We start from the raw sequence: 20,579 nt of genomic DNA, 5'->3' as shown, positions 1-20,579 counted from the left end.
TTTCCGGCCCGTTTTCACTGTACGATGAGCGCCATGCTCAGTGGTTTCAAAGAATTCATCATGAAGGGCAACGTGATGGATCTGGCCGTTGCCGTGATTATTGGCGCCGCCTTCTCCAAGATCGTCAATGCTCTCGTCGAGAACGTCCTCATGCCCGCCATCTCGGGACTCGTCGGTTCGCCCAACTTCGACAATTTCGCCGCCGTCACGTTCAACGGCAACCAGGTCAAGTTCGGTGTGCTGCTGACCGCGATCGTGAACTTCCTGCTCATCGCCGCCGCTGTGTACTTCTGCATCGTGCTGCCCATGAACAAGATGATCGAACGCCGCAACCGCCGGCTGGGCATCGAACCCACCGAGGAGCCGGCCGACCCCAACACCGTGCTGCTCACCGAGATCCGCGACGCGCTCACCGGGCACAACGCCGACGCGCTGCGCACGGACGGCACACAGACCGGCCTCTCGGGGCAGCCCGGTACCACCGGGGGAACGATGCGCTGACCCCCACCACCCCTTCGACGTCAGGAAACGGCGAGGCCCCGCACCACTTCCGGTGCGGGGCCTCGCCGTTGGTCCGTACGGTGACGCTACAGGCTGAGGTGCTGTTCCACCACGGACACGAGCTCTTCCGCCTCGCGCTGGGCGATGTCCTGCGAAGGCGCCTCCACCATGACCCGCACCACGGGTTCGGTGCCGGAGGGGCGCAATAGCACCCGGCCCTCGCTGCCGAGCCGCTCCTCCGTGCGGGCGACGGCGTCGAGCACCGGTTCGCTCGTTTTGGCCGCCGCCTTGTCCACGCCCTTGACGTTGATCATCACCTGGGGCATGCGCGTCATGGACTTGGCGAGCTCCTGCAACGGCATGCCTGTCTGAGCCACCCGTGAGGCGAGCATCAGACCCGTGAGCAGACCGTCACCGGTGGTCGCGTAATCCGCCATGATCACGTGCCCGGACTGTTCGCCACCCAGGTTGTAGCCGTTGGCCACCATGGATTCCAGGACGTAGCGGTCCCCCACGGAGGCGCGCACGAGCTGGATCCCGGCCTCTTCCAGGGCCAGTTGCAGACCCAGGTTGCTCATGACCGTGGCCACGAGCGTGTTCTGGTTGAGCCTGTCCGCGTCCTTCATGGCCATGGCAAGGATGCACATGATCTGGTCGCCGTCCACCTCCGTGCCGGTGTGGTCCACGGCCAGGCAGCGATCTGCGTCGCCGTCGTGTGCGATGCCCAGATCCGCGCCCAGCTCACGCACGGCCTGCTTGAGCGGACCCAGGTGGGTGGAGCCCACGCCGTCGTTGATGTTCAGCCCGTCCGGTTCCGCACCGATCACGTGCACCTTGGCACCGGCACCGCGGAACGCGTCCGGTGAGGCGCCGGACGCCGCGCCGTTCGCGCAGTCGAGCACGATCGACAGCCCGTCCAGACGGTGCGGGATGGCACCGACCAGGTGCAGGATGTAGCGGTCCTCGGCGTCCGACAAGCGGGTCACGCGGCCCACTTCGGCACCCGTGGGGCGGCGGAAATCCTTGGCCTCGTAGACCTCCTGGATAGTGTCCTCGATCGCGTCCGGCAGTTTCTTGCCCCCGTGCGCCAGGAACTTAATGCCGTTGTCCGGCGCGGGGTTGTGGGACGCGGAGATCATCACGCCGAAATCGGCGTCGATGTCCCCCACCAGGTAGGCGGCTGCCGGCGTGGGCAGCATCCCGGCGTCGTAGACGTCCACGCCGGAGCTCGCGAGACCCGCGATCACGGCCGCGCCGAGGAACTCCCCGCTCGCGCGCCCGTCCCGTGCCACGACGGCGGTGGGTCGCTTCCCGGCCTCCGCGTGGCCGTGGCCCAGGACGATCGCCGCCGCCTGGGACAGTTCCATGGCAAGTTCTGCTGTGAGGAGGCCGTTCGCGAGACCGCGAACGCCGTCCGTTCCAAAGATTCTAGACATCGAGAGTCATCTTACGACCAACGCCCGCGCAAACCCTGCGCATTCGACTCAGCCCTTCCCAGGCCGGACCACCGGGAAACCGTCCGGGTTCTCGTTGCTGTCCTCCGTGAGATCCGCCGCCCCACCCACGATTTTGGCGTCCGGCGTGCCCACCACGGAGTGGTCCTTGTTGGGGTAGTCGAACTGCGTGAGGACGTAGCGCATGGCCTCGAGCCGCGCGCGTTTCTTGTCATTGGACTTGATCACGGTCCACGGGGCGTCCCCCGTGTCCGTGTAGAAGAACATGGCCTCCTTGGCCTCCGTGTAGTCGTCCCACTTGTCCAGGGATGCCACGTCCGTGGGCGAGAGCTTCCACTGCCGCACCGGGTCCGTCCGGCGGGACTGGAACCGCGCGAGCTGCTCCGCGCGCGTCACGGAGAACCAGAACTTGATCAGGTGCGTGTCCGAGTTCACGAGCATCCGTTCGAACTCCGGCGCCTGACGCATGAACTCGTAGTACTGCTGGGACGTGCAGTAGCCCATGACCCGTTCCACACCCGCCCGGTTGTACCACGAGCGGTCCATCAGCACGATCTCCCCACCGGACGGCAGGTGCTTGACGTAGCGCTGGAAGTACCATTGCGTCTGCTCGATGTCCGTGGGCTTCTCGAGCGCCACGACCCGCGCACCACGGGGGTTCAGGTGCTCCGTGAACCGCTTGATCGCCCCGCCCTTGCCCGCGGCGTCCCGGCCCTCGAAGATGATGAGCAGCTTCTGGCCGGTCTCCTTGATCCACAACTGCAGCTTGAGCAGTTCGATCTGCAGGGCCCGCTTGGTGCGCTCGTAGTCCTTGCGAGGCAGCTTCTCGTCGTACGGGTAGCCCAGTTTCCACGCGGTGGACGGTTCCGCCCCGCTCGCGTCGCTGAGTTTCTTCCCGAGCTCCGCGATCTCGTCGAGTTCGGCCGCGTAGTCCTCCACCACGGAGACCCGGTGCTGTTCCTTCTTGAGGGCCTCGTCCACCGCCACCCGCTGCTCTGTGCGCTGTTCCGTCTCGGCCTGCTGCTCCTCGACGACGGCGTTCCCCGACTTCTGCTCCGACTGCTTGCTCATACGGGCCCTCTCTCGACGGTACGGCGGGAGCGACCTCGCTCCACACCTTCATGTTACGTCCGTCACCGCGGCAGGTGGCCGCATGGCAACGCCCGGGCAACGAAACAGGGTCCCGTTCCCCGGCCGAAACCGAGGAACGGGACCCTGCACGAAAACGCCCGGCCGAGGCTTGGGCTGCTTCGTTTTAGCGCTTGGAGTACTGCGGAGCCTTGCGGGCCTTCTTGAGGCCTGCCTTCTTGCGCTCGATGACGCGGGCGTCACGGGTCAGGAAGCCGGCCTTCTTGAGGGCGGGGCGGTTGTGCTCGGCGTCGATCTCGTTGAGCGCGCGGGCCACGCCGAGGCGCAGCGCACCGGCCTGGCCGGAGGGGCCGCCGCCGCTGATGCGGGCGATGACGTCGTACGCGCCCTGCAGTTCGAGCAGGCGGAAGGGGTCGTTGACCTCCTGCTGGTGCAGCTTGTTGGGGAAGTACTCCTCGAGGCTGCGACCGTTGACGGTCCACTGCCCGGAACCGGGGACCACGCGCACGCGGGCGATGGCCTGCTTGCGGCGGCCCACGGCCTGGCCGGAGACGGTCAGGGCGGGGCGGTCGGACAGTGCGGCACCGGCGACGGGCTCGGTGGACTCGGAGGTGTAGCTGGTCAGCTCCACGTCCTCGGTGATCTGCTCTTCAGTGTTCTGAGCCACGATTCTCCTTATGTGTTATTCGTTGGCCCGAATTACTGGGCGACCTGGGTGAATTCGTAGGGCTTGGGCTGCTGAGCCTGGTGCGGGTGCTCCGCACCGGCGTAGACCTTCAGCTTGGACAGTTGCTGAGCGGCCAGCTTGTTCTTGGGCAGCATGCCCTTGACGGCCTTCTCCACGGCGCGCGTGGGGTTCTTCTCGAGCAACTCGGCGTAGCTGGTGGACTTGAGCCCACCCGGGTAGCCGGAGTGACGGTAGGCGCGCTTCTTCTCGAGCTTGGCACCCGTGAGGGCGACCTTTTCCGCGTTGATGATGATGACGAAATCGCCGGTGTCCACGTGGGGAGCGAAGGTCGGCTTGTGCTTCCCGCGCAGCAGTGTTGCGGTCTGGCTGGCAAGACGACCCAGGACGACGTCGGTGGCGTCGATGACGTGCCACTGACGCTGGACGTCACCGGGCTTCGGAGTGTACGTACGCACGTTGATCTGCCTTCGTTTGTCTGCTGATGACACGAATGCTCGTGTCCGATGGTTCCGCTGTGCTTCGGGGCCCGGGTGAGATCCGGGCGGCATCCGTGCGTCCACAACCCGGTGCACCGCACGGCCCTGCGCTCTGCAACATGAGCGACCGATGCGGGTACACGTGAACCGGGGCAGAACACGCACAACAGCATTCCATATTACCGGATCACCGCCCGCCCCGCCAGTCGTGGGGCGCTATTCGTCGTGTTGGGCGGGGCGCCGAGCGCGCGTGAGCCGGGCGCGTTCGGCGAGCTGGGACTGGTCGGGATAGCGCACGGCATCAAGGACGAGACCGTGCGCGGGTGCCATGAGGACGTTCGCGTCCCGGACCCGGGCGCGCAGCCGCTGACCCGGCCACGCGGCGTCGTACCGCCCCTCCCCCACGCGGACCACCGCGCCCACAATGCAGCGCACCATGTGGTGGCAGAAGGCATCCGCCTGCAGGGCGATTATGATCATGCCGCTCTCGTCGCGGTGCACGCCCGCGCGCTGCAGGTCGCGGATCGTGGTGGCGCCCTCGCGGGGTTTGCAGAAGCTCAGGAAGTCGTGCAGCCCCAGCAGTTCGCGCACGGCCCGGTCCATCGCGGGCACGTCGAGGTGCCAGGGGACCCACCACGAGAACGTGCGCGTCAGGGGGTCGTGGCCGGTCACGGCGTCCGCCACGCGGTACGTGTAGCCGCGGGAGAGCGCGGAGAACCGGGCGTCGAAGCCCTCGGGGGCCACGGCGACGTCGCGCACCACGATCGCACCCACGGCGGGGTCCCAGCCGTGGGCCGCACGGTCCTTACCCAGGACCCGGTTGAGGGCGCCGTTGAGCTTGCGCGTGAGCCCCGCGGCGGCGGCATCGCGGGCCGCGACGTCCTGCACGTCGGCGGGACCGCCTGCGCTGAGATCGCCGGTGTCGGCATCACTTGCCAGGGGCCCGCGGGGACGCGAGCACGCGAACCGGGCCCACAACGGCGCGGGAACGTCCACGTGGACGGTCTGCCGACGCGCATGCACACCCGTGTCCGTGCGCCCGGCCACGACCGTGGCGCACGGCGCGCGGAAGATCAGCTCGAGCGCGTCCTCGAGCGCGCCCTGCACGCTCGGCAGCCCGGGTTGCCGGGCCCAGCCCTTGAACGGGGCGCCGTCGTAGCCCAGTTCCACCCGCAGTCTGAGGGTCTCCCCCGTCATCTGTGCGTTCCTCCCGAGGACGACGACGCCGCCGCAGGAACCTGCGGCGGCGTCGTGACGGTCGTGCTACTCAGAAGTCCCGATCACTCGGAGATCTTCTGGGCGGCGGCACCGCCGGCGGGCTGGAAGCCGGCTGCCTCGGCATTGGCCGGGGAGTCGAACCAGATCTCGGCGGTCGTGCCGGAGTACCAGCGCGAACCGGGCACGTGGTACTTCATGGAGTTGCGGTTGCCCTTGACGGTGAAGCCCTCGGGGGCCTCGCCGGACTCGAGCGGCGCATGGGAACCGGCGAACTCGGCGTCCTGGTTCTCCTCGGCGACCTCGGCGGCCTCCTCGGAGCCAATGGCCGGAGCCTGCTCTTCGGCGGGGATCTCGTTCTTCTTGACGTCCTCGGCGGTAGAACCGGCGGGGGTGTCCACGGGAGCGGCGGGCTCGGCGGCGGCCTTGGTCGTGGCGCGCTCGGCCTCGGCCACGGTCTCCCGCTTGGCCACGGGCTCCATGACGAGCTCGATCACGGCCATGGGGGCGTTGTCGCCCTTGCGGTTGCCGATCTTGGTGATGCGGGTGTACCCGCCGTCGCGGCCTTCCATGGCGGGCGCGATGCTGGTGAACAGCTCGTGCACCACGGACTTGTCGGTCAGCTGACGCATGACGCGACGGCGGGCCGCGAGGTCACCGCGCTTGGCGAACGTGATCAGGCGCTCGGCCACGGGACGCAGGCGCTTGGCCTTGGTCACGGTGGTGGTGATGCGCTTGTGCTCGAACAGCTGCTGCGACAGGTTCGAGAGGATCATGCGCTGGTGGGTCGGCCCGGCGCCGAGACGGGGTCCCTTGGTAGGGGTAGGCATAGTAGGTCTCCTGATGATCGGGCCCGTGCGGTCCGCTCAGCGGCCGCGGGGCACGGAAAGTGGTGTGGGCGTCAGTCGAGATCGACGTCGAACGGGTTGTTGTTCTCGTCCTCGTCCTCGAGCGACGCCGCGTGGGCGGCGAGGTCGTAACCCGGAGGGGAATCCTTCAGGGCCAGACCGAGCTCACCGAGCTTCTCCTTGACTTCATCGATGGACTTGGCACCGAAGTTGCGGATGTCCATGAGGTCCGCTTCGGAGCGGCCCACGAGTTCACCCACGCTGTGGATGCCCTCGCGCTTGAGGCAGTTGTACGAACGCACGGACAGCTCGAGGTCCTCGATGGGCAGCGCCATGTCCGCGGCAGCCGCGGCGTCCGTGGGCGAAGGCCCGATCTCGATGCCCTCGGCAGCCGAGTTCAGCTCGCGCGCCAGGCCGAACAGCTCGACCAGCGTGGTGCCCGCCGAAGCCACCGCGTCACGCGGGGAGATGGCTTCCTTGGTCTCGACGTCCAGGATGAGCTTGTCGAAGTCGGTGCGCTGTTCCACACGGGTGGCCTCCACGCGGAAGGTCACCTTCAGGACGGGGGAGTAGATGGAATCCACGGGGATCCGACCGACTTCCGCGTCACCCGACTTGTTCTGCGACGCCGATACGTAACCGCGCCCGCGCTCGATGGTCAGCTCGATCTCGAGCTGGCCCTTGGAGTTCAAGGTCGCGATATGCAGATCGGGGTTGTGGACCTCGACACCGGCCGGGGCGGAGATGTCCGCCGCGGTGACCTCGCCCGGACCCTGCTTGCGCAGCCACGCGGTGACGGGCTCGTCCTCCTCGGAGGACAGGGAGAGTTTCTTGATGTTGAGGATGAGCTCGGTGACGTCCTCTTTGACACCCTCCACGGTGGAGAACTCGTGCAGCACACCGTCGATGCGGATGCTGGTCACGGAGGCCCCGGGGATGGAGGACAGGAGCGTACGGCGCAGGGAGTTACCGAGGGTGTAACCGAAACCCGGTTCCAGCGGTTCGATCACGAACCGGGAACGGTTCTCGGCCACAGCCTCTTCCGTGAGGGTGGGGCGCTGTGCGATGAGCACTGATGTTTCCTTTCAGCGTGCCTCCGCCATATGACGCACGCAGGTGGTGGAAAACAAAATGGGTGGGTGCCGCGGTGAGCAGGCGTGAAACACCGCGTCGAAGCGTGGTCACCCGCACCCAGGGGGCACGGGCGACCACGCGGGACGTGTCAGACGCGGCGGCGCTTGGGGGGCCGGCAGCCGTTGTGCGCGGACGGGGTGACGTCCTGGATGGACCCGACCTCCAACCCGGTGGCCTGCAGTGCGCGGATCGCGGTCTCGCGGCCCGAACCGGGGCCCTTGACGAACACGTCCACCTTGCGCATGCCGTGCTCCTGCGCGCCCTTGGCAGCGGCCTCGGCGGCCTGCTGCGCGGCGAACGGGGTGGACTTCCGCGAACCCTTGAAGCCCATGCCGCCGGCCGAGGCCCACGACAGGACCGCACCCGAGGGGTCGGTGATGGAAACGATGGTGTTGTTGAACGTGGACTTGATGTGGGCCTGGCCCTGCGTCACGTTCTTGTTAACCTTGCGACGCGGCTTGCGAGCAGCCGTCGCGCGAGTCTTCTGAGCCATGAATTCTCCTACAAAGATCTTCGACGTAGATCAGCCACCGGCGGCGGTGGCGACCACGATTACTTCTTCTTGCCGGCGACCGTGCGCTTGGGACCCTTGCGGGTGCGAGCGTTGGTCTTCGTGCGCTGGCCGTGGACCGGGAGGCCACGGCGGTGACGCAGTCCCTGGTAGCTGCCGATCTCGACCTTGCGGCGAATGTCGGCGGCAACCTCGCGGCGCAGATCGCCTTCGACCTTGTAGTTGCCTTCGATGTAGTCGCGCAGCTCCACGAGCTGGGCGTCGGTGAGATCCTTGACGCGCACGTCGCCCGAGATGCCGGTGGCATCCAGGGTTGCGAGAGCGCGCGTGCGTCCCACGCCGTAGATGTAGGTCAGCGCGATTTCCAGCCGCTTTTCGCGGGGGAGGTCGACGCCTGCGAGACGAGCCATATCGGCGGTTCTCCTTGTACTGTCCGGAGGTCTTGAACACTGCGTCCCGGATGTTTCGTCACATCCGGTCTCCGGCCTCCGTGCCGGGGGTTGCCGCACCTGTGGGTGCCAGCTGCAGTGCCCGTTCTGTCAATCCACTTGCGTGGGGGCGTTCCCGTCAGCCCTGGCGCTGCTTGTGCCGGGGGTTCTCGCAGATCACCATGACCCGCCCGTTACGGCGAATCACCTTGCACTTGTCGCAGATCTGCTTGACGCTCGGTTGGACCTTCATCGCATTCCTTCGCGTACTCGTAATGGCGTGTGCACCGGAGACACCGCGCCCGGGCCGAGGTACCGGCCGTGCACGGTGGTTCTGGGTCTTACTTGTAGCGGTAGACGATCCGGCCTCGGGAAAGGTCATAGGGGCTGAGCTCCACCACGACGCGGTCCTCAGGGAGGATCCGGATGTAGTGCTGGCGCATCTTGCCAGAGATGTGGGCGAGCACCTTGTGACCGTTGGTCAGCTCAACACGGAACGACGCATTGGGCAGTGCCTCGACCACAGTGCCTTCGATCTCGATGACTCCGTCTTTCTTGGCCATATCCTCCGCTAACTTCTCGAGGGGTCCGGTTGTCCTACCGGACGGCGGTGCCCGGACCGGTAGTCCCCCCAGACGAACAACCCCGCACTACGATTCGCAGTGGGGGTCATGGGATGGGTGGGCACGGCTCGGTCTGCGAGCACAAACAACCAACGCACGACACTACGCTGTTTCGCCCGTCTTCGCAAACCGGAGGGCAGCGCCACGACGACGCCGCGCTGCCCCGCCGTCAGCCCCCGGCACCGCGGTAGTGCTCTTCCGTGAGTGTGGTGCTCTTCCGTGAGTGTGGTCCCGCTAGTCCCTGAGCCTGGTCCCGTCGGCCGACACCGGGCCGCCCGTTCGCTGGGCCCACTCCTCACGACGCGGGTGGCCCCGCGCCGGTTCAGACGTCCGTGGCCAATTGGCCGCACGCGCCGTCGATGTCGGAGCCGCGAGTGTCCCGCACCGTGGTGGGGATGCCGTGGGCGCGCAAGCGCTCCACGAAGTTCTGCTCCACGCCACGGCGCGAGGCCGTCCACTTGGAGCCGGGGGTGGGGTTGAGCGGGATGGGGTTCACGTGTACCCACCCGGCACCACGCTTGTTGAGCTTCTCCCCCAGCAGGTCCGCCCGCCAGCCCTGGTCGTTGATGTCACGGATCAGCGCGTACTCGATCGACACGCGCCGGCCGGTGGCGTCGTAGTAGTCGCGCGCGGCGTCGAGCGCCTCGTCCACCTTCCAGCGAGTGTTGATGGGGATCAGTTCGTCGCGCAGTTCGTCGTCCGGGGCGTGCAGGGACAGCGCCAGCGTGATGGGCAGCTTCTCGAGGGTGAACTTGCGGATCCCGGGAACCAGACCCACGGTGGACATGGTGAGCCCGCGCGCAGAGATCCCGAGTCCTTCCGGGGAGGGGTCGATGATCCGATGTACGGCGCCCATGGTGGCCTTGTAGTTGGCGAGGGCCTCCCCCATGCCCATGAACACGATGTTGGACACCCGCTGGGGCACGTCCTCCGGGTCCCCCACCACGCCGTCGCGCAGCGCCCGCACACCCTGGACCACTTGATCGGCGATCTCGGCGGCGGAGAGGTTGCGTGTGAGGCCGGACTGGCCGGTCGCACAGAACGGGCAGTTCATCCCGCACCCCGCCTGGGACGAGATGCACATGGTCACGCGCTTGTCGTAGCGCATGAGCACCGACTCGACCATGGCGCCGTCGAACAACCGGTGGACGGACTTGACGGTCATCCCCTGGTCCGCGCGCAATTGCCGCACGGTGGTCAACAGCGGCGGCAGGGCCTTGGCCGCGAGCTCGTCCCGCTGGGCGGCGGGCAGATCCGTCATGGCCGCGGGGTCCGCCTCGAAGCGCTCGAAGTAGTGCTTGGACAGCTGCGACGCCCGGAACGCGGGGTAGCCCGCGTCCTGCAGGAACTGCTTGCGGCCGGCCATGTCGAAGTCCGCGAGGTGCAGCGGGGGCTTGCCGCGCCGCGCGGGCTTGAACACGAGCTGGCCGGTCTTGGGTTTCGGGGTGATCTCAACGGGTTGTGCCGTCATGGGAATCCTCTCCCTGTTCTCGGGGTGGTTCTGTGGTGTCAGGGGTCGGGTGGACGTTGCGGGACGAGCTGTGACGATCGGACCTGCGGCGGCAGGCCGTCAGGCGGCGGGGATCGGGACCGGGCGGACCCCCAAGGGTTCGAGTTCGGAGCGGCCACCGTCCTCCGCGGTGAGCACCCACACGCCCTGGCTGTGGCGGCACACGGTGTGCTCCCACTGGCTCGCGCGCGAGCCGTCGGTGGTCACGACCGTCCATTCGTCCTCGAGCACGCGGGTCTCGATCCCGCCGCGCACGAGCATCGGTTCGATGGCCAGCGCCATGCCCGTGACGAGTTTGGGCCCGCGATTGCTGACCGCGTAGTTGGGGACGTCCGGGGCCATGTGCATCTCGGTGCCGATGCCGTGGCCCACGTAGTCCTCGAGGATCCCGAGACGCCCGCCCACGGTGTCCCGCACGTGGTCCTCGACCGCGCGGCCGATGTCCCCCACGTGGGTACCGGTGGCCATCGCGGCGATGCCGCGCCACATGGCCGCACGCGTGACGTCCGACAGTTCCTGGTCGGCGGGGTCGTGGGTCGTCCCCACGAGCACGGTGCGCGCGGAGTCCCCGTGCCAACCGGCCACGATCGCACCGCCGTCGATCGATACGATGTCACCGTCCGCCAAGACGCGCTGCCCGGGGATTCCGTGCACGACCTCGTCGTTGACGGAGGTGCACACCGTGGCCGGGTAGCCGTAGTAGCCCAGGAAGTTGGACTGCGCGTCGTACTCGTCCAGGACCTCGCGGAATGCACGGTCGAGGTCCGCGGTGGTGGCCCCGGGGACGGCGGCCGCGACCGCGGCGTCGAGCGCGAGTGACGTGACCACGCCCGCCCGGGACATGGCCGCCAACTCGGCGTCCGACTTCAATTGGATCTTGCGGCGTCCGAACACGGTGCTCGGGACCTCCCCTGATGGTTGATGTTCGTCTGACGGGCGAGCCCCCAGACCGACTCTTCGCGCCGGTCTGGGGGCTCGTGATGGTTCTGGTGTTCGACGGCGCGCCCCCGGCCGCGGCCGAGCGGCGCCGTTCGTGTGGATTGCGGCTCAGGCGGGCAATGCCGCCAGGATGCGCTCGGTGACCTCGTCGATGCCGCCGAGTCCGTCCACGCGCGTGACGATGCCCCGGTCCTCGTACAGCTCCACGACCGGTGCGGTCTGCTCGTCGTAGACGTCCAGACGGTGCCGGATGACGTCCTCGGTGTCGTCCGTGCGGCCCTGGTCCTGGGCGCGGCCCAACAACCGGGAGACGAGTTCCTCGTTGTCCGCGGTAAGCAGCAGCACCACGTCCAGGGAGACCCCGTTGGCCTCGAGGATCCGGTCCAGTTCACGGACCTGGGCCACGGTGCGCGGGTACCCGTCCAGCAGGAAGCCGTCGCGGACGTCGTCGTGCGACAACCGGTCACGCACCATGTTGTTGGTCACGGAATCCGGGACCAGGTTCCCGGCGTCCGTGTAGCGCTGGGCTTCCTTGCCGAGTTCGGTCTGTTCCTTGATGTTGGCGCGAAAGATGTCACCGGTCGAGATCGCGGGAACGCCTAGTCGCTCGCAGATCCGCGCGGCCTGGGTGCCCTTGCCCGCGCCCGGCGGTCCAATGATCAACATGCGGGTCATGTTCTCTCCTTGCGTCAACGTCAGGTTCTCCCCCACTCTACCGGGCGGTGGACCAGCCTGCCGTGGCCGTGCACGGGCTCAGGTGCGCAGCAGACCCTCGTAGTGGCGCTGTTGCAACTGGGCGTCGATCTGCTTGACGGTGTCCAGACCCACGCCCACCATGATCAGCAGCGACGGGCCGCCGAAGGGGAAGTTCTGGTTCGCGTCGAAGAGCACGAGCGCCACGAGCGGGATCATGGACACGATGCCCAGGTACAGCGCACCGGGCAGCGTAATCCGGGAGAGCACGTAACGCAGGTAGTTCTCGGTGGGACGGCCCGCGCGGATCCCCGGGATGAAGCCGCCGTAGCGCTTCATGTTGTCGGAGACCTCTTCGGGGTTGAACGTGATGGACACGTAGAAGTACGTGAAGGCCACGATCAGCAGGAAGTAGACCGTCATATAGATCGGGTGGTCACCGCGAGCCAGGTACGTGTTGACCCAGTTGACCCACCCCGGAACGGGGCTGCCGTCGTCGGGCATCGCGAACTGCGCGATCATCGTGGGCAGCATGAGCATGGAGGACGCGAAGATGATGGGGATCACGCCGGCCATGTTGACCTTGAGCGGGATGTAGGTGCTGGTCCCGCCGATCGTGCGGCGGCCCACCATGCGCTTGGCGTACTGCACCGGGATCCGGCGCTGCGACTGCTCCACGAACACCACGCATGTGATGACCACCAGTCCCACGGCACACACGCCCAGGAACAGGCCCCAACCGCGGGTGCGCAGGATGTCACCGAGCGCGGACGGGAACGTGGCCGCAATGGAGGTGAAGATCAGCAGGGACATGCCGTTACCCACGCCGCGGTCCGTGATGCGCTCACCGAGCCACATGATCACGGTGGTGCCCGCGGTCATCGTGAGGATCATGATCACGAGCACCAAGAGGGAGTCGTCCGGAATGACGGGCAGGGGGCAGTTGCCGAGCAGGTTGCCCGAACGCGCCAGGGAGATCACGGTGGTCGCGTTCAACGCGGCCAGCCCGATCGTGAGGTAGCGGGTGTACTGCGTGAGCTTGGTCTGCCCCTGCGCACCCTCCTCGTGCAGTTCCTGGAACCGCGGGATCACCACGCGCAGCAACTGCACGATGATGCTCGCGGTGATGTAGGGCATCACGCCCAGCGCGAAGATGGACAGCTGCAACAGGGCCCCACCGCTGAACAGGTTGACCAGGTCGTACGCGCCACCCGTGGTGTTGCCCAGGGCGAGACACTGCTGCACGTTGCCGTAGTCCACACCCGGTGCGGGGATGAACGTCCCCAACCGGTAGATCACAATGATCCCCAGTGTGAACAGCAGCTTGTTGCGCAGCTCCGGCGTGGTAAACGCCCGTGCGAAAGCACTGAGCACAGGTCCTCCTCCAAAAACGTGGTGGCCCGGTGGGTTCCGACCCCGGGCAAGTCTAGCGAAGGATCCGCCGCGACCCCGGCGGTCGGTCTTGCGACATCCTGGTAAAGCGATTCCGGCGACGCGGTCCGGGCGTCGTCGTGGGGGTAACGCAACGGGCCCCGCGCCGGCAATCCGGCACGGGGCCCGTTCCAGTTCAGGGATTCACCCTACAACCGAACACTGGGATCGGTTCATGCGTTCTGCGTGGACCCACCAGCCGCGGCGATCTTCTCCGACGCGGACGCGGAGAACTTGTCCGCGGTGATGTTCAGTGCCACGGAGATCTCCCCGCTACCGAGCACCTTCACGGGCTGGTTCTTGCGCACCGCACCCTTGGCGACCAGGTCCGCGACGGTGACCGTGCCACCCTCGGGGAACAGCTCGCCCAGGCGGTCCAAGTTCACGACCTGGTACTCCACGCGGAACGGGTTCTTGAACCCGCGCAGCTTGGGCAGGCGCATGTGCAGCGGCAGCTGACCGCCCGCGAAACCGGCCTTGACCTGGTAACGCGCCTTGGTGCCCTTGGTACCACGGCCCGCGGTCTTACCCTTCGAGGCCTCGCCACGGCCAAGACGCGTCTTGGCCTGGTGCGAGCCGGGGGCGGGACGCAGGTGGTGGACCTTCAGAGCGTGGCGCTTGCTCTCGGTGTTTTCAGCCATGCTCAGGCCTCCTCAACCTCTACGAGATGCGACACCGTGTTGATCATGCCCACGGTGGCGGCATCGGCCTTGCGCTCCACGACCTGGCCCGGACGCTTGAGACCGAGCGAACGCAGCGTGTCGCGCATGTTCTGCTTCTGACCGACCACGGAGCGGACCTGCTTCACGCGCAGGGACGCGCCGGTGGCCTGAATGCGCTTTCCGTTCATCAGGCACCTGCCTTCTGGATGTCACGCAGCAACGGCGCGGGAACGACCTCGTCCATGGGCAGGCCACGGCGGGCCGCCACGGAGGCGGGCTCCTCGAGCTCACGCAGCGCCTGGATGGTCGCGTGCACGATGTTGATCTGGTTGGACGAGCCCAGGGACTTGGACAGCACGTCGTGGATACCGGCGCACTCGAGCACCGCACGCACCGGACCACCGGCGATCACACCGGTACCCGGGGTCGCCGGGCGCAGCATGACGACGCCAGCCGCGGCCTCACCCTGCACACGGTGCGGGATGGTGCGGTTCTCCACGCGGGGGACCCGGAAGAAGTTCTTCTTGGCCTCCTCCACGCCCTTGGAGATCGCGGCGGGAACTTCCTTGGCCTTGCCGTAGCCCACGCCGACCATGCCGTTGCCGTCACCGACGACCACGAGAGCGGTGAAGCTGAAGCGACGACCACCCTTGACGACCTTGGACACACGGTTGATGGTCACGACGCGCTCGAGGAACTTGTCCTTGTCGTCGTCGCGCCCGCCGCGGCCCCCACGACCACCACGGTCGTTGCGGCCACCGCGCTCGTTGCGACCGCCACGGTCGTTACGACCGCCGCGGCCACCGCGGTTCTCGTCGGTCCCCTGGCGCTCCGAGGTGTTCGCCTCGGTCGTCGTGTTGGAACCGTTGGTGGCTTCGCTCACCTGAGTTTCCTTCTCGTTCTTCTGCTCGCTCACAGCGCCAGACCTCCTTCACGGGCACCCTCGGCCACCGCGGCCACGCGGCCGTGGTACTTGTTGCCGCCGCGGTCGAACACGACGGTCTCGATCCCCGCAGCCTTGGCACGCTCGGCGATCAGCTCACCGATGCGCTTGGCCTTGGCGGTCTTGTCGTCGGACGACGCACGCAGATCGCTTTCCATGGTGGACGCCGAGACCAGGGTGAAACCCTTGTCGTCGTCGATCACCTGGGCGACCATGTGGCGGGTGGAACGCGTGACCACCAGACGGGGGCGCAGCGCGGTTCCGGCGATGTGCTTGCGCACGCGGCGGTGACGCCGTGCCCGCTGAGCAGCCTTCGACTTTCCCTTGATTACGAGAGCCATGATTACTTACCAGCCTTTCCGGCCTTGCGGCGGATCTGCTCGCCGGCGTAGCGCACGCCCTTGCCCTTGTAGGGATCGGGCAGACGCAGGGAGCGGATCTTCGCGGCGACCTGGCCAACCTGCTGCTTGTCGATACCGGAAACGGTGACCTTGTTGGCGCCCTCGACGGACAGCGTGATGCCGTCCGGAGCGTTGAAGGGCACCGGGTGGCTGTAACCCAGAGCGAACTCCAGGTTGGCACCCCTGGCCTGGACACGGTAACCCGTGCCCACGATCTCCAGCTGCTTGGCGTAGCCCTGCGAGACACCCTGGATCATGTTGGAGATCAGGGTGCGCGTGAGGCCGTGCAAGGAACGGGATTCGCGCTCGTCGTTGGGGCGGGACACCTGCACGGTGCCGTCCTCGACGACCACGGTGATGGGCGCGGGCACGGTGTGGGTCAGTTCGCCCTTGGGGCCCTTGACCTGCACCACGGAACCGTCCACGGAGACCTCCACACCGGCGGGCACAGAGATCGGGAGACGTCCAATACGTGACATGTCTTCTTCCTTTCTTCTTCTGTGCTACCGGTTACCAGACGTACGCGAGGACTTCCCCGCCCACGCCCTTCTTGCCGGCCTGCTTGTCGGTCAGCAGTCCGGAGGACGTGGAGAGGATCGCGATGCCGAGGCCGCCGAACACGCGGGGCAGCTCGGTGGACTTCGCGTACACGCGCAGGCCCGGCTTGGAGATGCGGCGGACACCGGCGATCGAGCGCTCACGGTTGGAACCGAACTTCAGCGACAGGGTCAGGGTCTTGCCCACCCGGGCAGGTTCTTCGGACCAGTCGGCGATGTAGCCCTCGGCCTTGAGGATGTCCGCGATCCGAGCCTTGAGCTTGGAGTACGGCATGCTCACGGTGTCGTGGTAGGCCGAGTTCGCGTTGCGCAGCCGCGTCAGCATGTCTGCGACGGGATCTGTCATTGTCATGTGGGCTTCAGCCCTTCCTCGTCAGGGTTTCCCTGCCGGTTGCAGCCCGCAGGGACCTTCTGACGTCGATGGAATCAGTTGGTCTTGAACGGGAAACCGAGCGCCTTGAGCAGCGCGCGACCCTCGTCGTCGGTCTTGGCGGAGGTGACCACGGTGATGTCCATACCGCGCACGCGATCGATCTTGTCCTGATCGATCTCGTGGAACATGGACTGTTCCGTCAGACCGAAGGTGTAGTTGCCGTTGCCGTCGAAGTGACGGTCGGACAGACCACGGAAGTCACGGATACGCGGCAGCGCGAGCGTGACGAGACGGTCCAGGAATTCCCACATCCGCTCGCCACGCATGGTGACGTGCGCGCCGATGGGCATTCCCTCACGCAGCTTGAACTGCGCAATGGACTTCTTGGCCCGGTTGACCACGGGCTTCTGACCGGTGATGGCGGTGAGGTCCTTGATGGCGTTGTCCACCAGCTTGGAGTCCTTGGCCGCCTCGCCCAGACCCATGTTGACCACGACCTTGACCACGCGCGGCATCTGCATGACGTTCGCGTAGCCGAACTGCTCCTGCAGGGCCGGGACGACGGTCTCCTGGTACTTGGTCTTGAACCGGGGGGTGAACTTGGTTTCGGTGGTTTCGCTCATCACAGATCCTTGCCGGTGCTCTTGGACACGCGAACGCGGACGGTCTTCTGCTTGCCGTTGCGCTCCACGGTCTCGGTGCGGTAGCCCACACGGGTCGGCTTGCCGGTCTCCGGGTCCACGAGCATCACGTTGGAGATGTGGATCGGAGCCTCGGACTTGACGAGGCCGCCGGCTTCGCCCTGGGCGTTGGCGCGCTTGTGCTTGGTCACGACGTTGACGCCCTCGACCACCACGCGGGAGGTCTCGGTGATCACGCGCAGGACCTTGCCCTGCTCGCCCTTGTTCTTACCGGTGATGACCTGAACCAGGTCGCCGGTCTTGATCTTGAATTTCGCCATGTCAGAGCACCTCCGGGGCCAGCGAGACGATCTTCATGAACTTCTTGTCGCGCAGCTCGCGGCCCACGGGGCCGAAGATGCGCGTGCCGCGGGGGTCCCCGTCGTTCTTCAAGATCACTGCGGCGTTCTCGTCGAAACGGATGTAGGAACCGTCGGGACGGCGCCTCTGCTTCTTGGTACGGACCACAACCGCCTTGACGACGTCACCCTTCTTGACGTTGCCGCCGGGGATGGCGTCCTTGACGGTGGCGACGATGATGTCGCCAATGCCTGCGTAACGGCGTCCGGATCCACCGAGCACACGGATGGTGAGAATTTCCTTCGCACCCGTGTTGTCGGCGACCCTCAGCCGCGATTCCTGCTGAATCACTGATTTACTCCTGTCGTCGCGCTGGTTCTCATCCGATGGTGCTGAATGCCGAGCCTTGCGGAACGGTGGTCGTGTGAACGCTCCACGCCACGGTGTTCCCCGTGACCGTAGGAGGGGTCCGGGGCGTGCGCGGAGTTCGTACGCGATGATCGCTCACACATGGATGGCGAACGGGTTCGCCGTGCTGCCCTGCTCGGATTCGTGGCTGAATGCAGAATCAACGAGCAAGTTGTGGCAGCAACCGCGGCGTGCAACGCGCGGAGCCGCCCACGGACGCACCGTGGGGCTTGCCGCCGTCCCGGTACGGTGCGCACAGCGCACGTGGGGCGGACGTGGATTCTGACTCAGCAGGGTCGAAGTCAGAGTGGGCACACGTGTGTCGACACGCGTACTGGCCTACTCTACCGCGCCCCGGCGGGGAACGCCAATCGATGTACAGGCCGACGGCCGGGGCGCGGGTGGACGCGGGAACGGCGCCGGGCAGCGCCGTCGTGCACGCGCAAGGGCCCCCGACCGCAACCGGTCGGGGGCCCTTGACGCTGTCGAGGAGGACTTACTTGGCCTTCTCGATGATCTCCACGATCCGCCAGTTCTTGGTGGCGGACAGCGGACGGGTCTCGGCGATGCGCACGAGGTCCCCGACGCCGCAGGTGTTCTGCTCGTCGTGGGCCTTCACACGCTTGGACTTGCGCAGCACCTTGCCGTACAGGGCGTGCTTGACGCGGTCCTCGACCTGGACGACCACGGTCTTGTCCATCTTGTCGGAGACCACGTAGCCCTGGCGGGTCTTGCGGTCACCGCGCTCGGCCGCGGCCGATTCGTTGTTAACCTGCTCGCTCACTTGGCATCATCCTCAGACTTGGCAGCCTTCTTCGAGGCCTTCTTCTCGGTCTTCTCAGCAGCCGACGCCACGTCCTCGCGGATCCCGAGCTCGCGCTCACGCAGCACGGTGTAGATCCGGGCAATGTCGCGTTTGACGGACTTGAGACGCCCGTTGCTCTCGAGCTGACCGGTCGCGGCCTGGAAGCGCAGGTTGAACAGCTCTTCCTTGGACTTGCGCAGCTGGTCGGTGAGGGCACCGGTGTCGAGAGCCGCGAGGTTCTCCATGTTCAGATCCTTGGATCCAATAGCCATTGATCATTCACCGCCTTCGCGACGCACGATGCGTGCCTTCATCGGGAGCTTGTGGATGGCCAGGCGCAGCGCCTCACGCGCCACGTCCTCGCTCACGCCGGAGATCTCGAACAACACGCGTCCGGGCTTGACGTTAGCGATCCACCACTCGGGGGAACCCTTACCGGAACCCATGCGGGTCTCGGCGGGCTTCTTGGTCAGGGGACGATCCGGGTAGATGTTGATCCAGACCTTGCCGCCACGCTTGATGTGACGGGTCATGGCGATACGCGCGGCCTCGATCTGACGGTTCGTGACGTACGCCGGGCTCAGCGCCTGGATGCCCCACTCGCCGAACGTGACCTGGGTTCCGCCCTTCGCCTGACCCCGACGACGCGGGTGGTGCTGCTTACGGAACTTCACACGACGTGGGATGAGCATTACTTACCACCCTCTGCGTTGGTCGCCTCCGCAGCGGTGTTCTGCTGCGGGGCTGCGGCGGAGTCGCGCTCACGGCGTCCACCACGGTCGTTACGGTCATTCGGGCGACGACGACGCTCGCCCCCGCCGCCACCGCGACGGTCGTTGCGACCCCGCGAGGAGGGAGCAGCGGCCTGCTGGGCAGCGAGTTCCTTGTCGGTGAGGTCGCCCTTGTAGATCCAGACCTTCACGCCGATGCGGCCGAAGGTGGTCTTGGCCTCGAAGAAGCCGTAGTCGATGTTCGCGCGCAGGGTGTGCAGGGGCACACGGCCTTCGCGGTAGAACTCCGAACGGGACATCTCCGCCCCGCCGAGGCGGCCGGCGCACTGGATCCGGATGCCCTTGGCACCGGCGCGCTGCGCGGACTGGATGGCCTTCTTCATGGCGCGACGGAACGCGACACGGGAGGCCAGCTGCTCGGCGACACCCTGAGCGACGAGCTGGGCGTCGGTCTCCGGGTTCTTGACCTCGAGGATGTTGAGCTGGATCTGCTTGCCGGTGAGCTTCTCGAGCTCACCGCGGATCCGGTCCGCCTCGGCGCCGCGGCGGCCGATCACGATGCCCGGGCGCGCCGTGTGGATGTCCACGCGGACGCGGTCACGGGTGCGCTCGATCTCGACCTTGGCGATGCCGGCGCGCTCCATGCCCGTGGACATGAGCTCGCGGATTTTCACATCCTCGCGGATGTAGTCCTTGTAGCGCTGACCCGGCTGGTTCGAGTCCGCGTACCAGTGCGAGACGTGGTCGGTGGTGATACCCAGACGGAATCCGTTGGGGTTGATTTTCTGTCCCACTTAGCGGACCTCCTCCTTCTCCGGGGTCGCCACGACCACGGTCACGTGGCTCGTGCGCTTGTTGATGCGGAACGCACGGCCCTGGGCACGCGGCTGGAACCGCTTCATGGTGGGTCCCTCGTCCACGAAGGCCGCGGAGACCACGAGGTCTTCCGGCTTGAACGCGAGACCCTCGCGGTCGGCCTTCTGCCGGGCGTTGGCCACGGCGGATTCGAGAACCTTGAACACCGGCTCTGAAGCTGCCTGCGGGGCAAACTTCAGAATCGCCAACGCCTCATTCGCCTGCTGGCCACGAATCAGGTTGACGACGCGCCGGGCCTTCATAGGCGTCACGCGGATGTAGCGCGCAGATGCCTTGGCTTCCATTGCTTTCCTTCTCTCGTCT

General features: G+C 66.7%; 30 protein-coding genes. 1 reads left to right on the top strand and 29 read right to left on the bottom strand.

The window, feature by feature from the left end; translation table 11 throughout:
- Positions 1–33: 33 nt before the first annotated feature.
- Positions 34–501 carry a large conductance mechanosensitive channel protein MscL gene (gene mscL, locus B3I25_RS11565; protein WP_286739187.1) on the top strand — a complete coding sequence of 156 codons (468 nt, stop codon included), beginning with the start codon at positions 34–36 and terminating at the stop codon, positions 499–501.
- 86 nt (positions 502–587) lie between these two features.
- Here the strand turns inward: mscL and glmM are convergent, their stop codons facing one another.
- The 29 genes from glmM to rplV form a co-directional block, all read right to left on the bottom strand.
- Complete coding sequence (gene glmM / locus B3I25_RS11560; RefSeq protein WP_286739184.1) at positions 588–1,937, bottom strand: phosphoglucosamine mutase; 1,350 nt, start codon at positions 1,935–1,937, stop codon at positions 588–590.
- A 48-nt stretch (positions 1,938–1,985) separates the two neighbouring features.
- Positions 1,986–3,026, bottom strand: coding sequence for a polyphosphate kinase 2 (gene ppk2, locus B3I25_RS11555; RefSeq protein ID WP_286739181.1), 1,041 nt, complete (start codon positions 3,024–3,026; stop codon positions 1,986–1,988).
- Between the two features lie 184 nt (positions 3,027–3,210).
- A complete protein-coding gene (gene rpsI, locus B3I25_RS11550; RefSeq protein WP_098054376.1) occupies positions 3,211–3,711 on the bottom strand; it encodes a 30S ribosomal protein S9 in 501 nt (166 codons plus the stop codon).
- 32 nt (positions 3,712–3,743) lie between these two features.
- Entirely contained in the window at positions 3,744–4,187 is a 444-nt protein-coding gene (rplM, locus tag B3I25_RS11545; RefSeq protein WP_035959569.1) for a 50S ribosomal protein L13, read from the bottom strand.
- 237 nt (positions 4,188–4,424) lie between these two features.
- Positions 4,425–5,405 carry a tRNA pseudouridine synthase A gene (locus tag B3I25_RS11540; protein ID WP_064847347.1) on the bottom strand — a complete coding sequence of 327 codons (981 nt, stop codon included), beginning with the start codon at positions 5,403–5,405 and terminating at the stop codon, positions 4,425–4,427.
- 83 nt (positions 5,406–5,488) lie between these two features.
- Entirely contained in the window at positions 5,489–6,253 is a 765-nt protein-coding gene (gene rplQ / locus B3I25_RS11535) for a 50S ribosomal protein L17 (protein ID WP_064847277.1), read from the bottom strand.
- 71 nt (positions 6,254–6,324) lie between these two features.
- A complete protein-coding gene (locus tag B3I25_RS11530) occupies positions 6,325–7,344 on the bottom strand; it encodes a DNA-directed RNA polymerase subunit alpha (protein WP_064847278.1) in 1,020 nt (339 codons plus the stop codon).
- Between the two features lie 149 nt (positions 7,345–7,493).
- Positions 7,494–7,898, bottom strand: a complete 405-nt coding sequence (rpsK, locus tag B3I25_RS11525; RefSeq protein WP_012397714.1) for a 30S ribosomal protein S11 — start codon at positions 7,896–7,898, stop codon at positions 7,494–7,496.
- A gap of 59 nt (positions 7,899–7,957) precedes the next feature.
- Complete coding sequence (rpsM, locus tag B3I25_RS11520) at positions 7,958–8,326, bottom strand: 30S ribosomal protein S13 (RefSeq protein WP_035959599.1); 369 nt, start codon at positions 8,324–8,326, stop codon at positions 7,958–7,960.
- Between the two features lie 157 nt (positions 8,327–8,483).
- On the bottom strand, positions 8,484–8,597 hold the full coding sequence (rpmJ, locus tag B3I25_RS11515; protein WP_012397712.1) for a 50S ribosomal protein L36: 114 nt from the start codon (positions 8,595–8,597) through the stop codon (positions 8,484–8,486).
- Positions 8,598–8,685: 88 nt separating this feature from the next.
- Positions 8,686–8,907 carry a translation initiation factor IF-1 gene (gene infA / locus B3I25_RS11510; RefSeq protein ID WP_012397711.1) on the bottom strand — a complete coding sequence of 74 codons (222 nt, stop codon included), beginning with the start codon at positions 8,905–8,907 and terminating at the stop codon, positions 8,686–8,688.
- A gap of 382 nt (positions 8,908–9,289) precedes the next feature.
- Positions 9,290–10,438 carry a 23S rRNA (adenine(2503)-C(2))-methyltransferase RlmN gene (gene rlmN / locus B3I25_RS11505; RefSeq protein WP_064847279.1) on the bottom strand — a complete coding sequence of 383 codons (1,149 nt, stop codon included), beginning with the start codon at positions 10,436–10,438 and terminating at the stop codon, positions 9,290–9,292.
- 99 nt (positions 10,439–10,537) lie between these two features.
- Positions 10,538–11,371: a type I methionyl aminopeptidase gene (gene map / locus B3I25_RS11500; RefSeq protein ID WP_082943453.1), complete on the bottom strand. Its 834-nt coding sequence runs from the start codon at positions 11,369–11,371 to the stop codon at positions 10,538–10,540.
- Positions 11,372–11,524: 153 nt separating this feature from the next.
- Positions 11,525–12,091, bottom strand: a complete 567-nt coding sequence (locus B3I25_RS11495; RefSeq protein ID WP_064847280.1) for an adenylate kinase — start codon at positions 12,089–12,091, stop codon at positions 11,525–11,527.
- A 78-nt stretch (positions 12,092–12,169) separates the two neighbouring features.
- On the bottom strand, positions 12,170–13,483 hold the full coding sequence (gene secY, locus B3I25_RS11490; RefSeq protein ID WP_064847281.1) for a preprotein translocase subunit SecY: 1,314 nt from the start codon (positions 13,481–13,483) through the stop codon (positions 12,170–12,172).
- Positions 13,484–13,713: 230 nt separating this feature from the next.
- On the bottom strand, positions 13,714–14,181 hold the full coding sequence (rplO, locus tag B3I25_RS11485; RefSeq protein WP_064845207.1) for a 50S ribosomal protein L15: 468 nt from the start codon (positions 14,179–14,181) through the stop codon (positions 13,714–13,716).
- Positions 14,182–14,183: 2 nt separating this feature from the next.
- Complete coding sequence (rpmD, locus tag B3I25_RS11480) at positions 14,184–14,390, bottom strand: 50S ribosomal protein L30 (protein WP_035959642.1); 207 nt, start codon at positions 14,388–14,390, stop codon at positions 14,184–14,186.
- Positions 14,390–15,118, bottom strand: coding sequence for a 30S ribosomal protein S5 (gene rpsE / locus B3I25_RS11475; RefSeq protein WP_064845208.1), 729 nt, complete (start codon positions 15,116–15,118; stop codon positions 14,390–14,392). Before rpsE ends, rpmD begins: the two co-directional genes overlap by 1 nt.
- On the bottom strand, positions 15,115–15,486 hold the full coding sequence (gene rplR, locus B3I25_RS11470; RefSeq protein WP_035959658.1) for a 50S ribosomal protein L18: 372 nt from the start codon (positions 15,484–15,486) through the stop codon (positions 15,115–15,117). Before rplR ends, rpsE begins: the two co-directional genes overlap by 4 nt.
- A 2-nt stretch (positions 15,487–15,488) precedes the next feature.
- Positions 15,489–16,025, bottom strand: a complete 537-nt coding sequence (gene rplF, locus B3I25_RS11465) for a 50S ribosomal protein L6 (protein ID WP_064845209.1) — start codon at positions 16,023–16,025, stop codon at positions 15,489–15,491.
- 31 nt (positions 16,026–16,056) lie between these two features.
- The gene (gene rpsH, locus B3I25_RS11460; RefSeq protein WP_035959672.1) at positions 16,057–16,455 is read right to left on the bottom strand and encodes a 30S ribosomal protein S8; all 399 of its coding nucleotides are present in this window, start codon (positions 16,453–16,455) and stop codon (positions 16,057–16,059) included.
- 74 nt (positions 16,456–16,529) lie between these two features.
- Positions 16,530–17,099, bottom strand: coding sequence for a 50S ribosomal protein L5 (gene rplE / locus B3I25_RS11455; protein WP_035959679.1), 570 nt, complete (start codon positions 17,097–17,099; stop codon positions 16,530–16,532).
- A complete protein-coding gene (gene rplX, locus B3I25_RS11450) occupies positions 17,099–17,437 on the bottom strand; it encodes a 50S ribosomal protein L24 (RefSeq protein WP_035959685.1) in 339 nt (112 codons plus the stop codon). The genes rplE and rplX overlap by 1 nt, the downstream gene beginning before the upstream one ends.
- A gap of 1 nt (position 17,438) precedes the next feature.
- Positions 17,439–17,807, bottom strand: a complete 369-nt coding sequence (gene rplN, locus B3I25_RS11445) for a 50S ribosomal protein L14 (RefSeq protein ID WP_035959693.1) — start codon at positions 17,805–17,807, stop codon at positions 17,439–17,441.
- A 553-nt stretch (positions 17,808–18,360) separates the two neighbouring features.
- Positions 18,361–18,648: a 30S ribosomal protein S17 gene (gene rpsQ, locus B3I25_RS11440; RefSeq protein WP_035959699.1), complete on the bottom strand. Its 288-nt coding sequence runs from the start codon at positions 18,646–18,648 to the stop codon at positions 18,361–18,363.
- A complete protein-coding gene (rpmC, locus tag B3I25_RS11435; protein WP_286739156.1) occupies positions 18,645–18,941 on the bottom strand; it encodes a 50S ribosomal protein L29 in 297 nt (98 codons plus the stop codon). Before rpmC ends, rpsQ begins: the two co-directional genes overlap by 4 nt.
- A 3-nt stretch (positions 18,942–18,944) precedes the next feature.
- Positions 18,945–19,361, bottom strand: coding sequence for a 50S ribosomal protein L16 (gene rplP / locus B3I25_RS11430; RefSeq protein ID WP_064845210.1), 417 nt, complete (start codon positions 19,359–19,361; stop codon positions 18,945–18,947).
- Positions 19,361–20,194, bottom strand: coding sequence for a 30S ribosomal protein S3 (rpsC, locus tag B3I25_RS11425; protein WP_085106408.1), 834 nt, complete (start codon positions 20,192–20,194; stop codon positions 19,361–19,363). The genes rplP and rpsC overlap by 1 nt, the downstream gene beginning before the upstream one ends.
- The gene (gene rplV, locus B3I25_RS11420; protein WP_012397693.1) at positions 20,195–20,560 is read right to left on the bottom strand and encodes a 50S ribosomal protein L22; all 366 of its coding nucleotides are present in this window, start codon (positions 20,558–20,560) and stop codon (positions 20,195–20,197) included.
- Positions 20,561–20,579 lie beyond the last annotated feature (19 nt).

Origin of the sequence: Kocuria sp. UBA1838 (assembly GCF_002338785.1) — a bacterium.
GTDB lineage: Bacteria > Actinomycetota > Actinomycetes > Actinomycetales > Micrococcaceae > Kocuria > Kocuria marina.
Note: the sequence above shows the minus strand (reverse complement) of the source record. Positions and strands in the feature narration are given on the sequence as shown.